Annotated in this window: 17 protein-coding genes; 15 read left to right on the top strand and 2 right to left on the bottom strand. The window is 61.2% G+C overall.

The genetic code is table 11. The features are described 5' to 3' along the window. Nucleotides 1–223: 223 nt before the first annotated feature. On the top strand, nt 224–1,495 hold the full coding sequence (locus DOM27_RS14735) for a malic enzyme-like NAD(P)-binding protein (protein ID WP_110657024.1): 1,272 nt from the start codon (nt 224–226) through the stop codon (nt 1,493–1,495). Between the two features lie 124 nt (nt 1,496–1,619). Here DOM27_RS14735 and DOM27_RS14740 read toward each other — a convergent pair whose 3' ends face one another. After that, a complete protein-coding gene (locus tag DOM27_RS14740) occupies nt 1,620–2,402 on the bottom strand; it encodes a DUF481 domain-containing protein (RefSeq protein ID WP_110657026.1) in 783 nt (260 codons plus the stop codon). A 167-nt stretch (nt 2,403–2,569) separates the two neighbouring features. Next, nucleotides 2,570–5,092, bottom strand: coding sequence for a penicillin-binding protein 1A (locus DOM27_RS14745; RefSeq protein ID WP_110657028.1), 2,523 nt, complete (start codon nt 5,090–5,092; stop codon nt 2,570–2,572). Nucleotides 5,093–5,328: 236 nt separating this feature from the next. On the opposite strand from DOM27_RS14745, the gene pilM reads away from it, so the two are divergent. From pilM to eno, 14 genes are all read left to right on the top strand, one after another. Then, nucleotides 5,329–6,393, top strand: coding sequence for a type IV pilus assembly protein PilM (gene pilM / locus DOM27_RS14750; RefSeq protein WP_110657834.1), 1,065 nt, complete (start codon nt 5,329–5,331; stop codon nt 6,391–6,393). Next, the gene (locus DOM27_RS14755; RefSeq protein ID WP_110657030.1) at nt 6,390–6,959 is read left to right on the top strand and encodes a PilN domain-containing protein; all 570 of its coding nucleotides are present in this window, start codon (nt 6,390–6,392) and stop codon (nt 6,957–6,959) included. The genes pilM and DOM27_RS14755 overlap by 4 nt, the downstream gene beginning before the upstream one ends. Further along, nucleotides 6,956–7,657 (top strand): type IV pilus inner membrane component PilO, encoded by a 702-nt coding sequence (locus tag DOM27_RS14760; protein ID WP_110657032.1) that lies wholly within the window; start codon nt 6,956–6,958, stop codon nt 7,655–7,657. Before DOM27_RS14755 ends, DOM27_RS14760 begins: the two co-directional genes overlap by 4 nt. Then, nucleotides 7,654–8,214, top strand: coding sequence for a pilus assembly protein PilP (locus tag DOM27_RS14765; protein ID WP_110657034.1), 561 nt, complete (start codon nt 7,654–7,656; stop codon nt 8,212–8,214). The genes DOM27_RS14760 and DOM27_RS14765 overlap by 4 nt, the downstream gene beginning before the upstream one ends. A gap of 9 nt (nt 8,215–8,223) precedes the next feature. Beyond that, a complete protein-coding gene (locus tag DOM27_RS14770; protein WP_245392742.1) occupies nt 8,224–10,323 on the top strand; it encodes a type IV pilus secretin PilQ in 2,100 nt (699 codons plus the stop codon). Then, a complete protein-coding gene (gene aroK / locus DOM27_RS14775) occupies nt 10,323–10,883 on the top strand; it encodes a shikimate kinase AroK (RefSeq protein WP_110657038.1) in 561 nt (186 codons plus the stop codon). Before DOM27_RS14770 ends, aroK begins: the two co-directional genes overlap by 1 nt. Before the next feature lie 29 nt (nt 10,884–10,912). Next, the gene (aroB, locus tag DOM27_RS14780; protein ID WP_110657041.1) at nt 10,913–12,025 is read left to right on the top strand and encodes a 3-dehydroquinate synthase; all 1,113 of its coding nucleotides are present in this window, start codon (nt 10,913–10,915) and stop codon (nt 12,023–12,025) included. 657 nt (nt 12,026–12,682) lie between these two features. Then, on the top strand, nt 12,683–17,134 hold the full coding sequence (gene gltB, locus DOM27_RS14785) for a glutamate synthase large subunit (RefSeq protein WP_110657043.1): 4,452 nt from the start codon (nt 12,683–12,685) through the stop codon (nt 17,132–17,134). 76 nt (nt 17,135–17,210) lie between these two features. Continuing rightward, nucleotides 17,211–18,641: a glutamate synthase subunit beta gene (locus DOM27_RS14790; protein WP_110657045.1), complete on the top strand. Its 1,431-nt coding sequence runs from the start codon at nt 17,211–17,213 to the stop codon at nt 18,639–18,641. A gap of 214 nt (nt 18,642–18,855) precedes the next feature. Next, complete coding sequence (locus DOM27_RS14795; RefSeq protein WP_110657047.1) at nt 18,856–19,095, top strand: hypothetical protein; 240 nt, start codon at nt 18,856–18,858, stop codon at nt 19,093–19,095. A gap of 249 nt (nt 19,096–19,344) precedes the next feature. After that, entirely contained in the window at nt 19,345–20,652 is a 1,308-nt protein-coding gene (locus DOM27_RS14800) for a solute carrier family 23 protein (RefSeq protein WP_110657049.1), read from the top strand. A 143-nt stretch (nt 20,653–20,795) separates the two neighbouring features. Further along, nucleotides 20,796–21,518 (top strand): gamma-glutamylcyclotransferase, encoded by a 723-nt coding sequence (locus DOM27_RS14805; protein ID WP_110657051.1) that lies wholly within the window; start codon nt 20,796–20,798, stop codon nt 21,516–21,518. A gap of 186 nt (nt 21,519–21,704) precedes the next feature. Beyond that, nucleotides 21,705–23,363, top strand: a complete 1,659-nt coding sequence (locus DOM27_RS14810; protein ID WP_110657053.1) for a CTP synthase — start codon at nt 21,705–21,707, stop codon at nt 23,361–23,363. Between the two features lie 238 nt (nt 23,364–23,601). After that, on the top strand, nt 23,602–24,894 hold the full coding sequence (gene eno / locus DOM27_RS14815) for a phosphopyruvate hydratase (RefSeq protein WP_110657055.1): 1,293 nt from the start codon (nt 23,602–23,604) through the stop codon (nt 24,892–24,894). Nucleotides 24,895–24,943: the final 49 nt, after the last annotated feature.

Below are 24,943 nucleotides of genomic sequence, written 5' to 3' on the forward strand. Positions count from 1 at the left end.
ACTTCGATCGCTGGAGTGGAAGGGAGGATAAGTAATGTTTTATGGCTGAGCGCTCAGGCATAAGTGTTGCCAAATGCATCTAAGTGGTTCAAACAAGCGCTTAAAATTCATGAAAGAGAGAAAACGGGCGCAAGTTGTACGGTGGGTTGTTTTTCGATAATCTGGCGCGACTTGTCGGCGAACGACGTCGAAAATATCCCCTTATTGTCTTTGGAAAACTTCCATGAATGACGAGAAAAGACAGGCGGCGCTCGATTATCATGCCAAACCCATTCCGGGAAAGTTATCGGTCGAGCTGACCAAGCCGACCGAGACCGCCAAACACTTGGCGCTGGCCTATAGTCCCGGCGTGGCGGAGCCGTGCCGGGAGATCGCGTTGGACCCCGAGAATGCCTATCTCTATACCGGAAAAGGCAATCTGGTCGCTGTAGTTTCCGACGGCAGTGCCATTCTGGGGCTGGGTAATCTGGGTCCATTGGCCAGTAAACCCGTCATGGAAGGCAAGGGCGTGCTATTCAAGCGTTTTGCCGGCATCAATTCCGTCGATATTGAAGTCGAAGTCGACTCTGCTCAGGCGTTCATCGATACCGTCGCTAACATCGCCAACACCTGGGGCGGTATCAACCTGGAAGATATCAAGGCGCCGGAGTGCTTCGAGATCGAGGCGGAGCTCAAGAGGCGCTGCAATATTCCGGTGTTCCACGACGATCAGCACGGTACCGCGATCGTGACGACCGCCGGGTTGCTCAATGCACTCGATATCGCCGGCAAGACGCTGGGCAATGCACGCATCGTCTGTCTCGGTGCCGGGTCTGCCGCGATCGCCTGCATGAAGCTGCTGATCGAGTGCGGCGCCAGAGCCGAAAACATCTTCATGCTGGATCGCAATGGCGTGATTCATAGCGGGCGCAGCGACCTCAACCAGTACAAGGCGCAGTTCGCGACGGAAACGCCCCTGCGTACCCTGGATGACGCGATCGAGGGCGCTGACGTTTTCGTGGGGCTGTCCGGGCCTAACCTGTTCACGCCCGAACAGCTCAAGAAGATGGCAGCCAATCCGGTGGTCTTCGCCTGCTCCAACCCGGACCCGGAGATTCACCCCGACGTGGCTCGAGCGACGCGCAGCGACGTGATCATGGGTACAGGGCGCTCCGACTACCCCAATCAGGTCAACAACGTGCTCGGATTTCCGTTCATTTTCCGCGGCGCTCTGGATGTCCGGGCTACGGCGATCAACGAGCAGATGAAGATTGCCGCCGTTCACGCGTTGAAGGATCTGGCGCGCGAGCCGGTGACGAAAGAAGTGCTGGATGCCTACGAAATCGACTCACTGACGTTCGGCCGTGAATACATTCTCCCGACGCCGGTGGATTCCCGCCTGCTCGAGAAGATTCCGGCAGCGGTGGCGCAGGCAGCAGTGGAGTCCGGTGTAGCGGGCAAACCGTATCCGGCGCACTATCCGCTGAAAAGCGTCAAGGAAATCTACGGGCAGTAACTCACCGGTCGTGGAAACGATGAAGGATACGAAGATGCCGCCCTCCGGGGCGGCATCTTCGTTTTCGGTGTCCAGCATGTGTCTCTTGACGCTGTCTCGCCAGGGTCCTGTGGTTCGTCGCCCGTTACCAGCTATAGAGGAGCGATACCGAAGTCGTGGTATCGGTGCGTGCTTCTGCGCCCGGCGGCGGATGGGTGTTGCTCCTGGCGTCGTAGGAGACGCGCAGCGCAAGGTGCGAGTTCAATTGCGACGTGATCGACGAGAGTGAGCGGGTGGTGACGCTGATGTGCGTCGCTTCCGCCGACAGCTCCTGATCGAAGGAGATGTCGTCGCTGAAGTTGTAGGTGTAGTCCAGCGCCGCGTAGGCCAGCGCCAGATCGTCGCTGCTGCCGCCTTCATAAGCGTCGCCATCGTCATCGTCACTGTCGTCGGCATAGACGTCATGACGATAACCGGGGCCGGCTTCGGCCGAGAGCGTATGCGTCGGCCCGGTCAGAATTTGGCGGCCGTAACCCGCGATGGTGGTGAACTGCGAGTCATAGCCGCTGAAACGGTCGCGTTCCCAGCGCGCGAAGCCGAATAGATAATTGTTGTCCGCGAGCTCATAACGTTCGCGAGCGCCGATCAGGTAGCGTTCCGAGGTGGTATTGTCATTGTCTTGGACACTGCGGGTCTCGGCCCGAAACGTATGCGTATTGCGTCCGGTCAGCCAGGTCAACCTGCCCTTGGCAAGCAGGGTCTGGGTATTGGTGTTGCCAGTCAGCTTGGTATAGCCCAGCTCGGCGCTACCGCTGAAATTGGGCGCGTTTTCATCCGGCGCAGGGGGCGCGTAGAAAAGCTCCGCGTAGGACGGTGTAGCTATCAGGCAGGCGGTCAGCAGCCACCATCGGCAACTGGGCAGGGGCATGACATTTCTCTCAGCGTCGCTGCGACGTCCTGTTGCGGTGAAGAGCGGGTGTGGAGCCCAAAAAGACATGGGACGAAACCGTCGGGGCTTCAGCCCCGACCAGTTAGGTTTCGATCAACCAGGCCTCGATCAATTAAGCCTCGATCAACCAGACCTCGACCAATGTATCAGAAGATGGCTTCGTAGGTACCGGTGCCCTGCGAGCCACTCTCGTCTTCGAGTTCCGGACGTACGCCCCGCGGCTGGTATTCGGGCAGATGGTCCTTGCGGAAGATCTCGCTGATGCCGCCCGACTGGTCATCGTGCAGACGTTTGCCCGTATCCGGATCGATGCGCACGGTCACGATGTCATCCGGTGCTTTCGGAATCACTTCCGGCGTCCCTTCCAGGGCCGGACCCATGAACGCTTTCCAGATCGGCAGTGCCGCCTGGGCGCCATATTCCGCCGTGGTGGTGTTATCGTCCTTACCGACCCAGACGGTGGTCACGATCGAGTTGTTGAAGCCGGAGAACCAGGCATCGCGCTGATCGTTGGTGGTACCGGTCTTGCCGACGATGTCGCCGCGATTGAGCGATAGCGCCCCGCGCCCGGTGCCATGCTCGATGACATCGCGCAGGATGCTGCGCAGGATGTACAGCGCATCCGGGTCCACCACACGAGGTGCGATGCGGCGGGGTTCGCCATCGACTTCTGTCTGCGTGGCACCGGGTGCGCAGTCACGGCAGGCCACCAACGGGTTGGCCTCCTCGACGACGGTATCGTGGCTACCCTGAGTGACCTTCTCGATATACCAGGGCGAGACCTGGAAACCGCCGTTCGCCAGCACTGCATAGGCATTGGCGATCTCCAGCGGTGTCAGCGAAGCGCTACCCAGAGCCAGAGAGAGGCCGTGCGGCAGACGATCCCGCGAGAAACCGAAGCGCTCGAGGAAGTTAAGGGCGTTGTCGAGCCCAAGCGACTGCAGTACGCGGATGGTGACCAGGTTGCGCGAGGTATAAAGCCCGACGCGCAGACGAGTCGGCCCCTGGAACTGACGTTCGGCATTCTCCGGGCGCCAGTCGTCACCGCTGAACTGCGACATCACCACCGGCGCATCGTTGATGATGGTCGCTGCCGTCATCCCGCCTTCCTGTAGTGCTGCCAGATAGACGAAAGGCTTGAAGTTGGAACCGACCTGACGCTGGGCCTGGATCGCACGGTTGAACTTGCTGGCGGCGAAGCTGAAGCCGCCTTGCAGTGCGTCGATCGCGCCGGTCTGCGGGTCGAGCACGACGATCGCGGCTTCCGCGCCGGGGCGCTGCGACAGGCGCCAGTGGTCATCTTCCTTCAGGATTCGAACTAGATCGCCGCGCTGAGCGATCGCCCCGGCATTGGCCGGCACGTCGCCACGCCACTTGGCGCTGTGATAGGTGCGGGCCCACTTGAGACCGTCCCAGTCCAGGCTAATGACCTTGCCATCGGCGTCGAGCACGCGCATCTGTTTGCCATCAGTGGCCGTGACGATGGCGGGTTGAAGCGGACCATATGACGGCGTTCGTTCGAGAACCTTGAGCCAGTTGCTGACATCGCCGTCGACGCCCTCGATCTTGGCCTCGCTACTCTGGGCCGCCTGGCGAGCGGTCTCGATGACTTCGGGAGACTCGGATAGCTCCTCTTCCAGGCCTTGGCGTTCGGTTCGATCCTGCGCTTCGACGAGGCTCGGAGGGACGTCTTTTTCTTCCGCCCCGCGCCAGCCATGGCGCGTGTCGTAGTCGATCAGGCCCTGCACCAAAGCGTCGCGCGCCTCGGCCTGAAGTCGGCTGTCGAGCGACGTGGTGATGCGGATGTTGTCGGTATAGGCCTTGTCGCCGAAGCGCTCGACCGCGTAGGCGCGTGCCATCTCCGCCACGTAGGGTGCATCGACTTCCGCCCGCGCGACATGCCGGCTGGCGGTGATTGGCGCCTTGACGGCTTCGTCGTAGGCTGCCTGATCGATCGAGCCGAGCTGGCGCATGCGGTAGAGAATCCAGTTGCGGCGGATCAGGGCGCGCTCCGGATTGGCCAGCGGATTGAAGCTGGAAGGCGCCTTGGGCAGCCCGGCGATCATCGCGTATTGCGGCAGGGTCAGGTCGGCCAGCGGCTTACCATAGTAGGTATTGGCGGCGGCGGCGATGCCGTACGAGCGGTGCCCCAGGTAGATCTTGTTGACGTAGAGCTCGAGAATTTCCGGCTTGCTCAGGATCTGCTCCATCTGCAGCGCGAGCAGGATTTCACGGATCTTGCGGGTGAATGTCTGATCCAGCGTCAGCAGATAGTTACGGGCGACCTGCATGGTAATCGTACTGCCGCCGGACTGGATGCCGCCCGACGTGGCCAGCTCGACAGCGGCGCGCAGAAGGCCTTTGGGATCGACGCCGGGGTGGTTGTAGAAGTTGGCATCTTCGGCGGCCAGCAGCGCGTCGATCAGAGGCTGGGGGATTTCGTCGTAGCTGATCGGCATGCGGCGTTCTTCGCCGTATTCGCCAATCAACTTGTCGTCTTGGGTATAGATGCGCAGCGGTGTCTGAAGCTCGTAGTTCTGCAGTTGACGAACGTCCGGCAGGCCGGGGGCAAAGTAGAGCCCCGCGCCGACGACTGCCAGTACCACGCCAGCGCAGAGCGCTAGCAGTAGCCAGAAAGCGGACGTCATTAGGCGAGTAAAAAGCTTCATATGAAACGGAGATCCTTGACTGGTGGCGGTCCGGCCGCGTGCGTGCTCGCTATCCTCAGCTTCGGGCATGACTCAGCATCGGGGCATTATATGGATGCGGCAGAGCCGGGGCCAGTTTCGTCCTCGTCACTTCCTGCAAGCAAGAAGAATTAAGTGTAACAAAATGTCTCAAGTTGGCCGTGTCGCCGCCGTTAACTTCAGTTAGGATTTTCGGGTTCCGGCGAGGTGAGACAGTGTTGCGCTTGAAAAGATCCTCTCAAGGATTGGTGGGAGTGGACATTACGTCCGCCACCGTCAAGCTGCTGGAGTTGGGACGTCACGCCGGCGGCTTGAGAATCGACAGCTACGCGGTGCGGCCGCTACGCGAAGGCGCCGTCGTCGAACGGCGGATTCGCGACAAGAGTGAAATCGTCGATGCGTTGCAACGGGCGGTGGAGCACGCGCAGCTGCGCTCTCGGCGTGCGGTGGTGGCGTTGCCCAATTCGGCGGCCATCACCCGGGTCTTATCGTTTCCGGCATCGCTCAGTGACGATGATATCGAAGCGCGGATTCAGATGGAGTCCGACAAGCATATTCCGTTTCCGCTCAATGAAGTCGCTTTCGACTTCCAGCGTCTGGGACGTCACCCCCGTTACGACGATCAACAGGAGGTCATGCTGGTCGCCTGCCGTCTGCAGGATATCGATACGCTGACCTCGACGCTGGATGCCGTGGGCCTCGAAGTGGTCGCCGTGGACGTCGAGGGCTTTGCGCTGGAGCGGGTCTGTCGGGCGTTGCAGGCCCCTCAGGACGAGGAAGAAGAGGGGGAGGAGAGCAGTACGGCACTGATCGATATTGGTGCCAATTTGTGCGCATTCCACATGCTCAAGGGTGGGCGGATCGTCTACAGCCGCGACACGCTGTGTGGTGGGCGACAGCTTACCGATGCCATCAGCCGACACTACGGCATGAGTTTCGACGAAGCCGGGCGAGCCAAGCGGCGCGGCGGGTTGCCCGACGACTATCGTCAGGCGGTGCTGTTGCCGTTCATCGATACCCTGATTCAGCATATCGGGCGCTCGCTGCAGCTCTACTACACCTCGGCGGGGCAGCAGCAGGTTCGGCGGCTGATCCTGGCCGGTGGATCGAGCGCATTGCCGGGTTTTGCCGAGCGGCTGCGTGCCCAGAGTGGCCTGGAAGCCACGCTGGCCAATCCTTTTACCTACATGCGTATCGATCCTCGGCTGGACGTTGGCGCTCTGGCCGCGGACGCGCCGGCGATGCTGACGGCCTGTGGGCTTGCCATGCGGGCGCTGCCATGACGATCGAGATCAATCTTCTGCCCTGGCGAGAGCAGCGGCGTTTTCGCTGTACCCGGCGATTCAAGCAGGGCCTGCTGGTGACGCTGCTGGTCGGGTTGCTGGTTGGATGGGGCATCGCCGAGTACGAGAAGTCTCAGGTGCGGGCTGGGCAGGCGCGCTTGGCAATGATCCAGCGCGACACCGAGTCGCTCACCCGCGATATCCAGGCGATGCGGAATTATCGCGAGCTACGGGAGCGAATGTTGAAGCAGATCGACGTGATCGGCGAGTTGCAGTCGAGCCGCCCATTGACCATCCGCGTTCTCGACCAGCTTACGGCCACGCTGGTCGATGGCATTCACTACACCGAGCTGGATCGCAAGGGTAACCGGCTAGAGCTGAGTGGCGTCGCGGCCTCGAATCGCCAGGTTTCCGATCAGATGCGAGCGCTGGACAACAGTGCCTCGTTCGATGTCCCGCTGCTCTCCGACGTGCAGTCCGCCGAAGGGCGCATGGCCGCCAAGCGATTCCACATGAGTGTCGACGAACATCCGCTCGAGCCTGCGAAGCCGGAGGTCGGTTCATGACGCGCTTCACCCTTTCTCGCCCGGCCCTCAACCGGCTGAGCCTGACCAAGGTTCGCAGCGCTGCCAGGGAGCAGTGGCGCCAGCTGCGCGAACTGCAATGGCGTGAACTCGACGTCAAGGAAGCGGGTACCTGGCCGGTCAGTCTGCAGGCGTTGATTGCACTACTGCTGCTACTCGTATCGATCTGGGTAGCGCAATGGCTGCTGGCGTCCACGCCGCGTGAAACCCATCGGCGTCTCGCAGTAGAGGAGCAGCAAGCGTTGCAGCGTTACGAGACGCTCTCTTATCAGGCCGTCAACCTGCCAGCGATGAAGGCTCAGATGGGAGAGCTCCAGGCGCGTATGCAGAGCGCGCTCGAGATGCTGCCGAGCGACGCCGAAGTGCCGGCGCTGCTGGACGCCATCAGCGACGCCGCACGGGAGCAGCAGCTCGATATCGACAGCATCACGTTACGTCCGGCCGTGGAACAGGATTTCTACATCGAGCAGCCCTTCGATATCCAGGTGCGCGGTGATTTCCATCAGATCGCATCGTTTTTGGCGCGCGTTGCCGCGATGCCTCGCATCGTCACGCTTCACGACTTCACCTTGACGCCGGTGGATGATCATCTGCGCCTGGCGATGCTGGCCAAGACCTATCGCTATCGAGAAGACACCGATTCGAATGTCGATCCCAAAAAGAGAGACGGAAAATCATGAGGTCGAATCGTAGGCATCTTGCCGGCCTGGTGGTCGGAGTGCTCATCTTGGGCGGCCTGGTCGGTTGCGAGGGGGCCGATTTGACGTCGCTGCAGGCCCATCTGGATACGCTGCGGCACAAGCCGCAAGGACAGATTGCCTCGCTGCCGGAAGTGCCTAGGTACCGCAGCGCGAGCTACGACCAGGCAAGTCGGCGGAGTCCATTCGTCGCCGAGCATGCCGAAGAACCCAAGCTCGTGGAGACAGCACCGCTGCCGGATGCCGACCGCCCCCGCCAGCCGCTGGAGGCCTTCGAGCTCGACAGCCTGAGCCTGGTCGGCACGCTTGCGGTAGGCAAGACCCTCTCGGGTCTGGTTGCCGCGCCGGATGGCCGGGTTCATCGGCTCTTCCAGGGAGATTATCTGGGACGCGATTATGGCCGGATCGTCAGCGTCGAGCCTCGGGGGCTGGCTCTGGTCGAGACTGTGCGCGATCCCGCGGGGGGGTGGACCGAACGTCGCCAGCACCTGGAAATGGCAAAACAAGAATCCGACGGTTCCAGCCGGCGGCAACAGTAGCAGGGGAACATGATGACTTCTCGAGGGCGTTTTGCCGCGTGCGTGGCACTACTGACGTTGTGGGGGCTGGCGCTTTCCGCCTGGGCCGCACCGGCGCTGACGACGCCGACGCTGACAGCGATGACGTTTACCGACCGCGGCGCTGGCCGCCTGGATATCGGTCTGAATTTCGTCGGCGGGTTGCCGGAAATTCGTGGTTATCGTACGGACTCCCCGCCGCGATTGGCGCTGGATCTGCTGCAGGCTCAGAACAGCCTGTCGCAGTCGAATTTTGCCGTCGGCAGTGGTGGCGTCAATTCCGTGCGGGTGCTGGCAGCGGGGTCGCGCACTCGACTGGTGTTCGATCTGACATCGCCAACCGACTACCGGCTCGAGCAGCTCGACGACAAGGTCGTCGTTCATCTGGGCGATGATGCCGATATCACCGCCGGCGCTACTGAGCAGGCGCGTCCGGGCAGCATGGCGAACGATGTTGCCTCGCCGGCGGTCTCCGACGAACCCGCGGTGACATCGATCGATTTTAGCCGTGGAACGAATGGTGGTGGGCAGTTGCAGCTGGCACTCAATCGCGCCGGGGTGGCGGCCGAGGTGTCCGCTCAGGGGCGTCAGGTATCGATCACGCTGCCCGGTGTCTCGCTGCCCGATGATCAGTATCAGACATTGGACGTCGGCGATTTCGGTACCGCCGTGCAGCGCATCGTGCCTCGCCGCGGGGCGAATGGCGTCACCTTCGATATCACGGCGTCCGAAGCGGTGGAGCCATTGGTGACCCAGAATGGACGCCGTTTCACCGTCGAGTTGGCGCCAGCGGGAAGTATCGAGCGTCCCGAGACGGAGCAGCGACCCGGTTATAGCGGCCATCGCATCACGCTCGACTTCCAGGACATTCCGGTGCGCGACGTGCTGTCGATCATTGCCGAGGAGTCCGGGCTCAACGTGGTTGCCAGTGACGGTGTGCAGGGCAACGTGACACTCAACCTGACTGATGTGCCCTGGGATCAGGCGCTCGATCTGGTACTGCGCAATCACGGTCTTTCGTCGCGACGGGAAGGTAACGTGATGATGGTGGCGCCGACCGGAGAATTGGCCAGTCTGCAGCGCCAGACGCTGGAAACCCGGGAGCAGTCGCAGCAGTTGGCTCCGCTGGCCACGGAGTTTCTGCAGATTCGCTACGCCAAGGCCGACACGCTCGCGGCGTTGCTGCAAGGAGGCGAGGGCGCTGGCATGATGTCGGCGCGGGGTCGTGTCACCGTCGATCCCCGAACCAATACGCTGATTCTGCAGGACACCCGCGACCAGCTCGATGCCATCCGTCGGACCATCGATCACCTCGACGTGCCCGTCCGCCAAGTCCAGATCGAAGCGCGAATCGTGATTGCCCGCGACAGTGCGACCCGCGAGCTCGGTGTGAACTGGGGGTTGTCAGGCAATGGCGGGCGCCACTTCGATCTCGGTGGGGCTGCCGATGGCAATGCGTCGACGGTGCCGACCACGTCGGACGATCCTGCTTCCTATGGTGGCGGGCTGGCGGTCGACCTGGGCAACGCCACCAATCCGGCCAGCGCATTCAGTTTCGGTTATCTCTCCGGGGATATTTTGATCGATCTGGAGCTGCGGGCACTGGAGAGCGAAGGCAAGAGCCAGACGATCTCACAGCCCAAGGTGATTACCGCCAATCAGCGCACCGCGGTGATCAAGCAGGGGCAGGAAGTGCCCTACCAGGAAGCTTCCTCCAGCGGGGCGACCACCACTGAGTTCAAAGAGGCGGTGTTGTCACTGGAGGTGACGCCGCAGATTACCCCGGACGACCGCATCATCATGGACCTGCGCGTCAACAACGACGATATTTCCGATACGCGTTACGACGGTGCCCCGGCTATCGATACCAACGAGATCCAGACGCAGGTGCTGGTGAATAACGGCGAAACCGTGGTGCTGGGCGGGATTCTGACCTCCGAGCAGCTGCGAACGCTGTTCAAGACGCCGTTCCTCGGCGACATTCCTGTGCTCGGCAATCTTTTCCGCTATACCCAGGAAAGCAACGAGAAGGTAGAATTGCTGGTATTCATCACGCCCAAGATCATCGAGGACGGACTGGCCATTCGCTGATGCGGTCGCTTCCCAATCTTTTTCTCGTCGGCCCCATGGGGGCTGGCAAGAGTACAATCGGCCGCCTCCTGGCGGCCGAGTTGCAGCGCGAATTCCTGGATAGCGATCATCAGATAGAGGGTCGCTGCGGGGCGAATATCCCATGGATTTTCGATGTCGAGGGCGAGCAGGGCTTTCGCGATCGCGAGACCGCGATGATCGACGAAATCAGTCAGCGTAGCGAGATCGTCATGGCCACCGGTGGTGGCGCGATCATGCGCGAGGTCAATCGTCAGCTGCTGCGCGAGCGGGGGACGGTGATCTACCTGGCCACCACCGTCGACCAGCAGATCCGGCGCACCTCGCGGGATCGCAATCGCCCACTGCTGCAGACCACCAACCCCGAGCAGGTGTTGCGGGATCTGTTCGCGATTCGCGATCCGCTCTATCGCGCCACCGCCGACATCGTCGTGCGCACCGATCGACGGGGCCCCAGAAGCGTAGTGGGAGATATCCTGCGTCGGGTTTCGCGCCTGGCGGAGCCGCTCAGCGAGCCAGTTTCTCTCTCTCATCACCGGTAATGTTCTTCTCATATCGAAGGTAACGTCTCATGTCGTCAGTCTCGTCGCTTCCCGTGGAATCGCTGAACGTATCGCTGGGCGAACGTAGCTATCCGATCCATGTCGGAGCGGGCCTGCTGACGAGCCGCAATCATCTGCTGCCTTATCTGGCCGGGCGCCAGGTCATGATCGTCACCAATGAGTTGATCGCCCCGCGCTATCTCGATGCGCTCAGAGAAACGCTGGCTGGTGCCGATCTGGAGATTCGGGAGGTGGTCCTGCCCGACGGCGAGGCGACCAAGACACTGGCCTCGGTCGAGAAGATCTGGGATGCGCTGCTGGCCGCCGGGTTCAATCGTCGCTGCACGCTGATCGCGCTCGGCGGCGGGGTCATCGGCGACATGACGGGCTATGCGGCAGCGAGTTACCAGCGCGGCGTCGCTTTCATCCAGATCCCCACCACGCTGCTGGCGCAGGTGGACTCCTCCGTCGGCGGCAAGACCGGAGTCAATCATCCGCGCGGCAAGAACATGATCGGCGCTTTCTGGCAACCTCGGGCGGTGCTGGTCGATACCGATACGCTGACGACGTTGCCGCCGCGAGAGCTTTCCGCCGGGCTGGCGGAAGTGATCAAGTACGGCTTGATTTGGGATGCTTCCTTTCTCGAATGGCTGGAGAGCAACCTGGCGGCGCTGCGAGCGCTGGAAGAAGCGGCCATACGCCACGCGATCCGACGCAGCTGCGAGATCAAGGCCGAGGTGGTGGCCGAGGACGAGACAGAGCAAGGCGTGCGAGCGCTGCTCAATCTGGGCCACACGTTCGGGCATGCCATCGAAGCGCACCAGGGTTACGGCAACTGGCTGCACGGCGAAGCGGTTGGGGCGGGCATGATGATGGCCACTCGGCTATCTGCCGAACGCGGCTGGCTGAGCGAGGCCGATGTCGAGCGTGTCGCTGCGATTCTAGGTGCGGCGGATCTGCCGGTGACGGCGCCCGTCAACATGCAAGCCGAGGATTTCCTCTCTCGAATGCGACTCGACAAGAAGAATGTCGACAGTCGCTTGCGTTTGATCCTGCTCGAAGCGCTTGGGCGGGCGTGCATTCGAGATGATACCGGTCCAGAACGGCTCGAGCGGCTGCTGACGGATTTTCCCCGAGCCTGATTCCTGGTCAGAGCCTCACCTCCCTTTCCTGGGGTTTCGTCCTTGTTCACCCTAGGTCGGCCGCTATCGCTGACGACTTCCTCTGGCGGTGTCAGTTGATGCAGTTTCTTGCTCTATCATGTCTCCAATGGCGCGCTTTGTCTGGCCATTGTCGAGATTCAGTGGCTCTTTTCCGATTCTAATTTTCCGGCTGGCCGTTTTCCCAGCGGCATCCGATGGCGACGATCTGGTGTAGGCTTCGTTTTGTGGAGCGTTATCCTTATAATTGGTATGCTCCATGCCGTATCGGTATGGTCTTCGCGCATCGATCTCGCAGTGATCGAGCCATGGCGTCAGAGAATAAGACTTTCGTCTACCTGCGGGTCTAAGCCTTTGTGCCAGCAGCGTATTTTTATGCGGTTAAAGCTAAGTCCCAGATTTCTAATGCGTTTGCGGATTGTGCGGCGGTGCGTCGAATTGCGCTGAAGCAGGTAACTGGCTATTCTGTCCGGCCTTTTGGCGACCGCCAGCGGCAAGATTTCGGTGCCTTTAGACGGAAAATAACCCGATTGTTCAGCTATAGATGCGGTTATAAGAATAAAAAAACCTTTAATTATGTCTTTTTACTAGACCGAATACAAGACCCTGTATTCTGACACTGCTTTGTGAGGCACGCCCATGATGAGAGGTCTTCACCAGCCTGGCGAATTCCGCGACAACTGCGGGTTCGGCCTGATTGCTCATATGGAAGGGCAGGCCAGTCATGATCTGCTCAAGACGGCGATCGAGTCCCTGACATGCATGACCCACCGCGGCGGTATCGCAGCGGATGGCAAGACCGGCGACGGCTGCGGCCTCCTGCTGAAGATGCCGGCGGGCTTCATGCGAGAGCTGGCCCAGGATCTGCTGGGGATCTCGTTGGGAGATCGCTTCGCGGTCGGCATGGTGTTCTTCCCCGATGACGACACCCGCGAGCAGCGCGCGCGCGAGATTCTGGAAAGCGAGCTGGCCGAGCGAGGTTTGAGCGTCAAGGGTTGGCGCGATGTCCCCACGGATCCGAGTGTCTGCGGTCCAATGGCGCTGGAATGCCTGCCGCGCATTCGTCAGGTGTTCATCGAAGGGGATACGTCTCAGTCCGATTCCGCCTTCAACGTCGAGCTGTTCATGGCCCGTCGTCTTGCCGAGCAGAAGCTCAGCCAGGAACAAGAGTTCTACGTCTGTTCGCTCTCGTCCAAGGTGGTTTCCTACAAGGGCCTGATGATGCCCGCGGATCTCCCCACCTTCTATCAGGATCTGGGGGACGAACGTCTCGAGACCGCCGTCTGCGTCTTCCACCAGCGTTTCTCGACCAACACGGCGCCGCGCTGGCCGCTGGCGCAGCCGTTTCGCTTCATGGCTCACAACGGCGAGATCAATACCATCGAGGCCAACCGCAGCTGGGCCAACGCGCGCAAGGCCAATTTCGTCAACGAGCTGTTGCCGGATATCGACGGCCTGGACGAAATCGTCAACACGGTCGGCTCCGACTCCTCGAGCATGGACAACATGCTCGAGGTACTGCTGACCGGCGGTATGGATCTCTACAACGCGGTGCGCATGATGGTGCCGCCGGCGTGGCAGAACGTCGAGACCATGGATGGCGATCTGCGCGCCTTCTATGAGTACAACTCCATGCATATGGAGGCATGGGATGGCCCGGCCGGCATCGTGATGACCGACGGCCGCCATGCCGTCTGCATGCTCGATCGAAACGGGCTGCGTCCGGCGCGCTGGGTGATTACCGATAACGGCTACATCACGCTCTCCTCCGAGATCGGAGTATGGAACTACCAGCCGGAGTCCGTCGTCGCCAAGGGCCGCGTCGGGCCGGGGCAGATTCTCGCTGTCGATACCCAGACCGGCGAGGTGCTGCATACCGACGATATCGATCAGCGGCTCAAGTCTGCCTACCCCTATCGCCGCTGGCTCAAGGAGCACGCCCACTATCTCGAGTCCGCGTTGACCGAGCTGGCGCGCTTCCAGCCGATGGAGGCCGACGAGCTCAACGTCTATCAGAAGATGTTCTCGGTGACGTTCGAGGAGCGTGATCAGCTGCTCAGGCCGCTGGCCGAAAGCGGCCAGGAGGCGGTCGGCTCGATGGGCGATGACACCCCAATGGCGGTGCTGTCCCGCCAGAATCGTCTGCTTACCGATTTCTTCCGACAGAAATTCGCTCAGGTCACCAACCCGCCGATCGACCCGCTGCGCGAAGCGATCGTGATGTCCCTGGAGACCTGCTGCGGTGCCGAGCTCAACGTGTTCGAGGCAACACCCGAGCACGCCCATCGTTTGATTCTGACCACGCCGGTACTGTCACCACGCAAGTTCACTGCGCTGGTGACCCAGGAAGACCCCGCGTTCGCCTCGCTCACCCTGCCACTGCAGTACGATCCGGAAACGACGTCGTTGCGTCAGGCGCTGATGTTGCTGTGCCAGCAGGCCGAGCAGGCAGCGAAGGACGATAAGGTCATTCTGGTGCTGTCGGACGCCGAGCTCGAGAAGGGCAAGCAGCCGATCCAGGCGCTGCTGGCCACCGGCGCGGTACACCATCATCTGGCCAGGTTGGCGCTGCGTCCCCGTGTCAACATCGTGGTCGAGACCGGCTACGCTCGCGATGCGCATCAGATGGCGGTGTTCTTCGGCGTCGGCGCCACCGCGGTCTATCCGTATCTCGCCTATCAGGTGATGGCGGACATGCACCGCACCGGCGAGTTGGTCGGCAACCCGGCGGATGCGCGCGAGAACTATCGTAAGGGCATGCAGAAGGGGCTCTACAAGATTCTGTCGAAGATGGGCATCTCGCAGATTTCCTCCTATCGCGGTTCGCAGCTGTTCGAAGCGGTCGGCCTGGGTTCCGAAGTGATGCAGATGTGCTTCGACGGCATGATGTCGCGCATCGAGGGCACCGGCTTCAGCGAACTGCAGATGCAGCAGGAGCTGGCGGCACGCGATGCCTGGATTCCGCGCAAGGGCATCCGCCAGGGCGGGCTGGTCAAGTTCGTTCACGGCCACGAGTATCACGCCTATAACCCCGACGTGGTGATGACGCTGCAGCAGGCGGTTCAGCAAGGCGACTACGCCAAGTGGAAGGCGTTCGCCCGGCTGGTCAACGAACGCCCGGTGGCGACAATTCGCGACCTTTTGACGCTCAAGCCGGCCGCCGAACCGCTGCCGCTGGATGAGATCGAACCAGTCGAGGACCTGCTGCTGCGCTTCGATAGCGCCGGGATGTCGCTGGGCGCGCTGTCGCCGGAGGCGCACGAGGCGCTGGCGCAGGCGATGAACGAAACCGGCGGACGCTCCAACTCGGGCGAGGGCGGCGAAGATCCGGCCCGCTACGGCACTATCCGCTCGTCGAAGATCAAGCAGATTGCTTCCGGACGCTTCGGGGTGACGCCGGCTTATCTGGTCAACGCCGAAGTATTGCAGATCAAGGTTGCCCAGGGCGCCAAGCCCGGCGAAGGGGGGCAGCTGCCGGGCGGCAAGGTCAACGAGATGATCGCACGGCTGCGCTATGCCGTGCCGGGCGTGACCCTGATCTCGCCGCCGCCGCACCATGACATCTATTCGATCGAGGATCTGGCGCAGCTGATCTTCGATCTCAAACAGGTCAATCCGAGCGCTCAGGTATCGGTCAAGCTGGTCTCGGAGCCCGGCATCGGCACGATTGCCACCGGGGTGGCCAAGGCCTATGCGGATCTGATCACCGTCTCCGGTTACGACGGCGGCACCGCAGCGAGTCCGATCACCTCGATCCGGCATGCTGGTAGCCCGTGGGAGCTGGGTCTGCCGGAGGTCCATCAAGCTCTGCGCATCAACGGTCTGCGCGACAAGATTCGGCTGCAGACCGACGGCGGTCTCAAGACCGGTCTCGACGTGGTCAAGGCGGCCATTCTGGGCGCCGAAAGCTTCGGCTTCGGCACGGCGCCGATGGTGGCGCTGGGTTGCAAGTATCTGAAGATCTGCCACCTCAACAACTGCGCCACCGGCGTCGCCACCCAGCACCAGGAGCTGCGCGACGAACACTTCCGCGGCACGGTCGACATGGTCAAGCACTACTTCCGGTTCATTGCCGAAGAAGTACGAGAACTGATGGCGCTGCTGGGCGTACGTCAGTTGACCGATCTGATCGGGCGTACCGATCTGCTCGAAGCGCTCGAAGGCGAAACGCCGGCGCAGCGCAAGCTCGACCTGAGTCCGCTGCTGCTCAACGACTTCGTGCCCAAGGATGCGCCGCAGTTCTGTCAGGTCAGTCGCAACGTGCCACATGATCCTGGCGCCAAAAACCAGGAGGTGTTCGACGCACTGCTACCGGCGATCGAATCGAAGTCCGGCGGTGAGTTCTCATTCAAGATCACCAACTGCGACCGCTCGGTGGCGGCGCGGGTATCCGGCGAGATCGCCAAGCGGTACGGCGAGGCGGGACTGGAAGATGCGCCGATCACGGCGCGCTTCGCCGGTGTCGCGGGCCAGAGTTTCGGGGTGTGGAACGCACGCGGGCTGAACCTGTATCTGGAAGGCGATGCCAACGACTATGTCGGCAAGGGGATGAACGGCGGCAAGGTGGTGATCGTTCCGCCCAAGGCCAGCCGCTTCAAGAGTCACGAGACGGCGATCATCGGCAACACCTGCCTTTACGGCGCCACCGACGGCAAGCTGTTCGCTGCGGGAATGGCCGGCGAGCGCTTCGGCGTGCGCAATTCCGGCACCCATGCGGTGATCGAGGGTGCTGGCGATCACTGCTGCGAATACATGACCGGAGGCCTGGTCTGCGTGCTCGGCAAGACCGGTATCAATTTCGGGGCGGGTATGACCGGCGGCTTCGCCTACGTGCTCGATGAGGATCGTGGCTTCGTGGATCGCTATAACCACGAGCTGGTGGAGATTCATCGGATCAACACCGAATCGATGGAAGCCTATCGTCGCCACCTGCGCGAAGTGATCACCGAATACGTGGAGGAGACCGATTCGCCACGCGGGCATGCGATTCTCGAGGATTTCTCCGATTTCATCCGCCACTTCTGGCTGGTGAAACCTAAAGCGGCAAGTCTCCACGGCCTGCTGGCTCAGTCCACGCGACAGCCTGAATGAGGCATGACGGCAGCTTGAGCAAGCGTAGTGGCAGTCAGAGTCAGCGAGCGTCGTCGGCCCAGTGAGGAGAGAAGACATGGCAAACCGTTTGAGTAACGACTTTCAGTTCATCGACGTGGGGCGACGCGATCCGCAGAAAAAGGATGCGCGTAGCCGTGCGAAGGAATTCGCGGAAATCTACGAACCGTACAAGCCCAGCGAGGCGGCCAGTCAGGCCCACCGCTGTCTGCATTGCGGCAATCCGTATTGCGAGTGGAAATGTCCGGTTCACAACTACATTCCCAACTGGCTGAAGCTGGTCAGCGAAGGCAATATTCTCGAAGCGGCGGAGATGTCGCATCGAACCAATTCGCTGCCGGAAGTGTGCGGTCGCGTCTGTCCGCAGGATCGCCTGTGCGAAGGCGATTGCACCTTGAACGATGGCTTCGGTGCCGTGACGATCGGCTCGGTGGAGAAGTACATCACCGATACCGCCTTCGCCATGGGCTGGCGTCCCGACATGTCCAATGTCGTCATGACCGACAAGCGCGTGGCGGTGATCGGTGCCGGGCCCGCCGGGCTGGGCTGTGCCGATGTGCTGGTCCGCAATGGCGTCACGCCGGTGGTGTTCGATCGTTATCCGGAGATTGGTGGCCTTCTGACGTTCGGGATTCCCGAGTTCAAGCTCGAAAAGCACGTGATGGAGCGGCGTCGCGCGGTGTTCGAGGAAATGGGAATCGAGTTCCGACTCAACACCGAGATTGGTCGCGATATCACCTTCGAACAGCTCTTTGATGAGTTCGATGCGGTGTTTCTCGGCATGGGTACCTATAAATACATGGTCGGTGGTTTTCCCGGCGAGGAGACGGACGGTGTCTACAAGGCGCTCGATTTCCTGATCGCCAACGCCAACCACCACCTCGGTTTCGAGCAGGAGTCGTCCGACTATGTCTCGATGGCCGGCAAGCGCGTAGTGGTGTTGGGCGGCGGCGATACCGCGATGGACTGCAACCGCACCTCGATCCGCCAGGGAGCGACGAGCGTAACCTGCGCCTATCGTCGCGATGAGGCGAACATGCCCGGTTCCAAGCGCGAGGTGACCAACGCTCGCGAGGAGGGAGTCGAATTCCTGTTCAACCGTCAGCCGGTCGCGATCGTTGGCGAGGACAAGGTCGAAGGCGTCAAGCTGGTGCGTACCCGCATGGGAGAACCGGACGAGAAGGGCCGTCGCAGCGCGGAAGTGGTGCCGGGTTCCGAAGAAGTACTGGCCTGCGATGCAGTGGTCATTGCCTTCGGTTTTCAGCCCAGCGAGATCGAATGGTTCGATACCCACCAGATCGATATCGACGAGCGTGGCCGCGTGCTGGCGCCGGAGATTCCGGCACAGATTGAGCGCTTCACCTATCAGACCAGCAATGAGAAGGTGTTCGCCGGTGGCGACATGGTGCGTGGTTCCGACCTGGTCGTGACTGCAGTCTACGAGGGGCGTCAGGCAGCGGAAGGCATCCTCGATTATCTCAAGGTTTGAGTTCAGGATCTGAGTTCAGGGGCCGATAGTGCGTTGGCCTCTCGACGGTAGAAATCGACCGACGACGGGGGCTGTCGGCAGCGTTGGTGCCCGTCGGTCAGCGCGCGCTGCCGTCTTCGATGGGGGACAATAGTCTCTCAGCGGTAGTATAAAGGAGAGGTAGCCTTTAGAGTGGCGCGCTCGAAACGAACCGCAATCTTCGGAAGGTCAAACCATGATCAGGCTTGAACGCAACATTCTCGACCACGCTAATACCCAGCTGCGCGTGCTGGAAGATCATGTGCTGGATCAGGACGGTGGTGATCAGGCCATCATGATCAGTGGTCAGCTGAAGGCGCTGTTCTCACTGGCTAAGCTGCATGACAGCGGGATGTCGGACGAGTGTGCCGGCATGCTCGAAGAAATTGAACGTCGCTCGAATATCCTTACCTCGCGCCTGCCGGAACGCGGCTGAGGCGTCCTGGCGATGCCGGCATCTCCGTTGCCGTGTTCTGGTCTCACGATCCCGGCAATGATTGCAGCCATCGGGTCGATGGCCATGAGATAGCGAAAAAAGCGTCAACGTTGCCGTTGGCGCTTTTTTATTGGCCGATTTCCCGATCGGACAGCGACTCGCGGTGACGATAGAATGCGCGCCGAAACACCGGCAGCGCCGTTTGCCTGTGCCCTCCTGTCGGGCCACCTCATTGTGGAGAATGTAGCCATGTCATCCTGGTTTCCCCGCTGGCAGCGCGTCGATGCCAGTCAAGGTGGTCTGGTCGCCCCTGACCAATCGCTGCCGCCAGCACAAACATTGATGATGGGCGTTCAGCACGCCGTCGCGATGTTCGGTTCCACCGTGCTTGCGCCGTTGTTGATGGGGTTCGATCCCAATCTGGCCATTCTGATGTCGGGGATCGGCACGCTGCTGTTCTTCCTGGTCGTCGGCGGCCGGGTTCCCAGTTATCTGGGGTCGAGTTTTGCCTTCATTGGCGTGGTGATTGCGGCCACGGGGTACGGCGGGAGCGGTGGTAATCCGTCGATCGGGCTGGCGCTGGGCGGTATCATCGCCTGCGGTGCGATCTACGCCATCATCGGTTTGATCGTCATGGCGTCGGGAACGCGTTGGATCGAGTTCCTGCTGCCGCCGGTCGTGACCGGTGCCATCGTCATGACCATCGGTCTCAATCTGGCCCCGGTGGCGGTGTCCAGCGTGGCCGGCTCCAATTTCGACGCCGCGATGGCGCTGGTGACCATTCTCTGCATAGGCCTGGCGGCTGTGCTGACTCGCGGCATGCTGCAGCGGCTACTGATTCTGGTCGGATTGATCGCGGCTTACGTGATCTATGCGTTGGTCACCAATGGCTTGAGGTGGGGGACGCCGATCGACTTTTCGGTGATCGCCAACGCTGCCTGGTTCGGAATGCCGGCGTTCACGGCCCCCGAGTTCAGCCCGCATGCGATGGTGCTGATCGCGCCGGTCGCGGTGATTCTGGTGGCGGAAAATCTGGGCCATATCAAGGCGGTGGGCGCGATGACCGGCCGCGATCTCGACCCCTACATCGGTCGGGCCTTCCTGGGTGACGGCCTGGCGACGATGGTTTCCGGTGCCGCCGGCGGCACCGGGGTGACGACCTATGCCGAAAATATCGGCGTAATGGCAGTCACGCGAGTCTATTCGACGCTGATCTTCGTCGCCGCGGCCGGCTTCGCCATCCTGCTCGGGTTTTCTCCCCGTTTTGGCGCGCTGATCCAGACGATACCCGGCCCGGTGCTTGCCGGTGCCTCGATCGTGGTGTTCGGTCTGATCGCCGTGGCCGGCGCTCGTATCTGGATCCAGAATCAGGTCGATCTGGGTGACAACGCCAATCTGATCGTCGTGGCGGTGACGCTGGTACTGGGGGCAGGCAACTTCACGATCGATATAGGCGGTTTTACCCTCGACGGTATCGGGACCGCGACCTTCGGTGCGATCTTGTTGCATCTCGTCCTGCGTCATGGCGCGGGTCGCAGACAGCGCGACTTGTATTGAGGTTCAAGGTTCCTGCAGATGCCAACTAGCGCTTCGTTTTATGCCGATTGGACGTTAGTCTGGGGTGACGGTATCGGTCAGGCCGGTGCAGTCGTCCGTCATTCACGAATCATACCGATCGCGTCCCCGAGATAGAGCCCCCAATGAGTGAGCCGCAGTCCAGCGATATCAGCGCCGACGAAAAGACTTCTTCGCAGAAGTCGATCGCCATGACACGCGAGGTGCTGGAGCAGGACCTGATTCGCCGCCACTTCGAACACGTGTACCCCGAAGTGGCCTTGAAGAGCCACCAGGAACTGCGCAGCTCGATCCATCATATTCTGAATACGGCGCCGGCCGGTGTGCGGGATGGCGATGGCGTCTATCTCTTCGCCTATGGCTCGTTGATCTGGAATCCCTGTGTCGAGGTTGCCGAGCGCCATACCTGCCGGCTTTATGGCTATCATCGCGACTTCTGCCTCAAACTCGATCATGGCCGCGGCACGCCCGAGACACCGGGCTTGATGCTGGCACTGGCGCCGGGCGGATCATGCCACGGCGTCGCGCTCCGCGTTCCCGGTGACCACCTCGAGCGTGAACTGACCCTGGTGTGGCGGCGCGAGATGCTGACCGGTGCGTATCGTCCGCGCTGGATCAAGCTGAAGACGGACGTCGGCCCGATCTGGGGCATCGCGTTCGTGATCAATCCGCATCATGATCGCTACATCGGGCGCCAGCCCGACGAGACGGTGGTGCATCTGTTGCGTACGGGCCGTGGCGTACTGGGATCTTGCCGCGAATATCTCGACAACACGGTGGGCGATCTCCACGCGCTCGGTATCCGGGATCGACGTCTGGAATCGCTGCAGCGCGCTGTCGCGAGCTGACGCGCTTTTGGTCTCGTGTGCTGATATCACGGCGTTGATGCCCTAGTGTCACTGTCTTGATATTGGACCGAGCGATCCAAAATTGAGCCTTTCGACCGAGTCTGGTAATCTGACGTCCCATCCTGGCCCGACTTTCTCCCCCGGGTCTTTTCTCACGAGCTACGACCACGATTCGACAGGTTTTCCATGACGCGATATATCTTCGTGACCGGCGGCGTTGTGTCCTCACTGGGCAAGGGTATTGCATCCGCCTCGCTGGCTGCGATTCTCGAGGCCCGCGGCCTCAAAGTCACCATCCTCAAGCTGGATCCTTACATCAACGTCGATCCGGGCACCATGAGTCCGTTTCAGCATGGCGAGGTATTCGTCACCGAGGATGGCGCGGAAACCGATCTCGATCTGGGGCATTACGAGCGCTTCATTCGTACCAAGATGACCCAGAGCAACAACTTCACCACCGGGCGGGTCTACGAGCACGTGCTGCGCAAAGAGCGTCGCGGCGATTATCTCGGCGGCACGGTGCAGGTGATTCCGCATATCACCGACGAGATCAAGCATCGCGTGATCAAGGGGGGGGAAGGTTACGACGTGGCGCTGGTGGAAATCGGCGGCACCGTGGGCGATATCGAATCGCTGCCGTTCCTGGAGTCCATCCGTCAGCTGCGCAGTGAAGTGGGGGCCAATCGCGCCTTGTTCATGCACCTGACGCTGGTGCCCTACATCAAGACTGCCGGCGAGACCAAGACCAAACCGACCCAGCACAGCGTCAAGGAGCTGCGCTCGATCGGTATTCAGCCGGATATTCTGATCTGCCGCAGCGAGGTGGAACTCGAGGAGAGTGAGCGGCGCAAGATCGCACTGTTCACTAACGTCGAGGAACGGGCGGTCGTTCCGCTGCAGGATGCCGACACCATCTACCGTATCCCGCTGATGCTGCATGAGCAGGGCCTCGATGAGATCGTCTGTGACAAGCTACGTCTCGAAGCACCGCAGGCCGATCTCGCCGAGTGGATTCATGTCCTCGATGCCAAGCTCAACCCGCTCAAGACGATCAATATCGCCATGGTCGGCAAGTACATGGAGCTGCTCGACGCCTACAAGTCACTCAACGAAGCGCTGATCCACGCCGGCATCCAGACCCGCGTGAAGGTCAACGTCGAGTACATCGACGCCGAACTGATCGAACGCCACGGTACCGAACGCTTGGCCGGCAAGGACGCCATTCTGGTCCCCGGTGGATTCGGCGAGCGAGGCGTGGAAGGCAAGATCCAGGCTGCGCGTTTTGCTCGCGAGAACGATGTGCCCTACCTGGGTATCTGTCTCGGCATGCAGGTGGCGGTGATCGAGTTCGCGCGCCACGTGGCGGGTTGGAGCGATGCCAACTCCACCGAGTTCACCCGCGATACTCGCCATCCGGTGGTCGGCCTGATTACCGAGTGGATCAATGCCGAAGGGCAGATCGAGCTGCGCGACGAAGCCTCCGATCTGGGCGGCACCATGCGCCTCGGTGGGCAGGAGTGTCAGCTCAAGCCGGGCTCTCGGGCCCATCAGGTCTACGGTCTGGACACCATCACCGAACGTCACCGTCATCGTTTCGAGGTCAACGACCAGTTCGTCGAGGAGCTCGAAGCCGCCGGGCTGATCGTGTCGGGCAAGAGCGGCGACCAGTCGCTGGTCGAGATGATCGAACTGCCGGACCACCCCTGGTTCGTGGCGTGTCAGTTCCATCCCGAGTTCACTTCGACGCCGCGCGACGGACATCCGCTATTCACCGGCTTCGTGAATGCAGCGCTGGAGCATAAGGTTCAGCGTCAGCGCCAACATGGCATGGCGCATCAGGAGTGATTTCAGGCGGGGGATGAAACGATTCATCCCCCGCTTCCGTTTTGGGCCCCGCAACCGAGAGTGGTGGACCCAGAGGGATCACTCTGGCTAAGCTCCAAAGCTGTTAACATGTTTCAGGATCATCGCGCCCGGCATCCGTAGGTCATGGACCGGGCGTTTTACGCTCAACGTATGGTGTGATCGATTAACGTACTGAGCGATCAACTGACAGAATTTCCAACCGACAGGACGACGTAACATGGCTGAGATCGTTGATATCCGCGCCCTCGAAGTGCTCGATTCCCGCGGCAATCCCACCGTTCAGGCACAGGTCACGCTGAGTGGCGGCATCACGGGCAGCGCCTGTGCGCCCAGCGGCGCTTCCACCGGCTCTCGTGAGGCGCTGGAGCTACGCGACGGCGACAAGTCACGCTACCTGGGCAAAGGGGTATTGAAGGCTGTCGACGCCGTCAATGGCAAGATCCGTGAGCGTCTGTTGGGCATGGATGCCAGCGACCAGCGTGCGCTCGACGACGCCATGCTCGCTCTCGATGGCACCGACAACAAGGCAAGCCTGGGCGCCAACGCGATTCTTGCGGTATCGCTGGCGGCGGCCAAGGCATCGGCGACCGAGAAAGGCGTGCCGCTATACGCGCACATTGCCGAGCTCTACGGCCAGCCGGGCCAGTACACCATGCCGGTGCCGATGATGAACATCATCAACGGCGGCGAGCACGCCGACAACAACGTCGATATCCAGGAGTTCATGGTGCAGCCGGTGGGCGCGCCCAACTTCCGCGAAGCGCTGCGCATGGGCGCCGAGATCTTCCATTCGCTGAAGAAGGTGCTGACGGCTAAGGGCCTATCCACGTCGGTGGGTGACGAGGGCGGCTTTGCGCCCAACCTGGCTTCCAACGCCGAGGCGCTTGCGGTCATCAAGCAGGCGGTCGACGATGCCGGTTACACCTTGGGCGATGATGTCACGTTGGCACTCGACTGTGCTTCCAGTGAGTTCTATAAGGACGGCACCTACGATCTGTCTGGCGAAGGGAAGCAATATGACGCTGCCGGCTTTACCGACTATCTGGCCGATCTCTGCGATCAGTACCCTATCGTCTCGATCGAAGATGGCATGGACGAGTCAGATTGGGACGGCTGGAAGGCGCTTACCGAAAAGCTGGGCGACAAGATCCAACTGGTCGGTGACGATCTATTCGTCACCAACACCAGGATCCTGAAGCGTGGTATCGACGAGAAGATCGGCAACTCGATTTTGATCAAGTTCAACCAGATCGGCTCGCTCTCAGAGACTCTGGATGCGATCAAAATGGCGCAGGATGCCGGATTCACTGCGGTCATCTCCCATCGCAGTGGTGAAACCGAAGATACCACCATCGCCGACCTTGCCGTGGGCACCGCCGCAGGCCAGATCAAGACCGGCTCGCTGTGTCGTTCCGATCGTGTCGCCAAGTACAACCGTCTGTTGGTGATTGAACACGAGCTGGGTGACAAGGCCGCCTATCCAGGCTTGAAAGCCATCAAAGGACAGTGATGTCGGCTTGATTGACCCATGAACACAAGAAGGCCGCTCGATGAGCGGC

It is taken from the genome of Salinicola halimionae (assembly GCF_003206065.1).
GTDB classification, from domain to species: Bacteria; Pseudomonadota; Gammaproteobacteria; order Pseudomonadales; family Halomonadaceae; genus Salinicola; species Salinicola halimionae.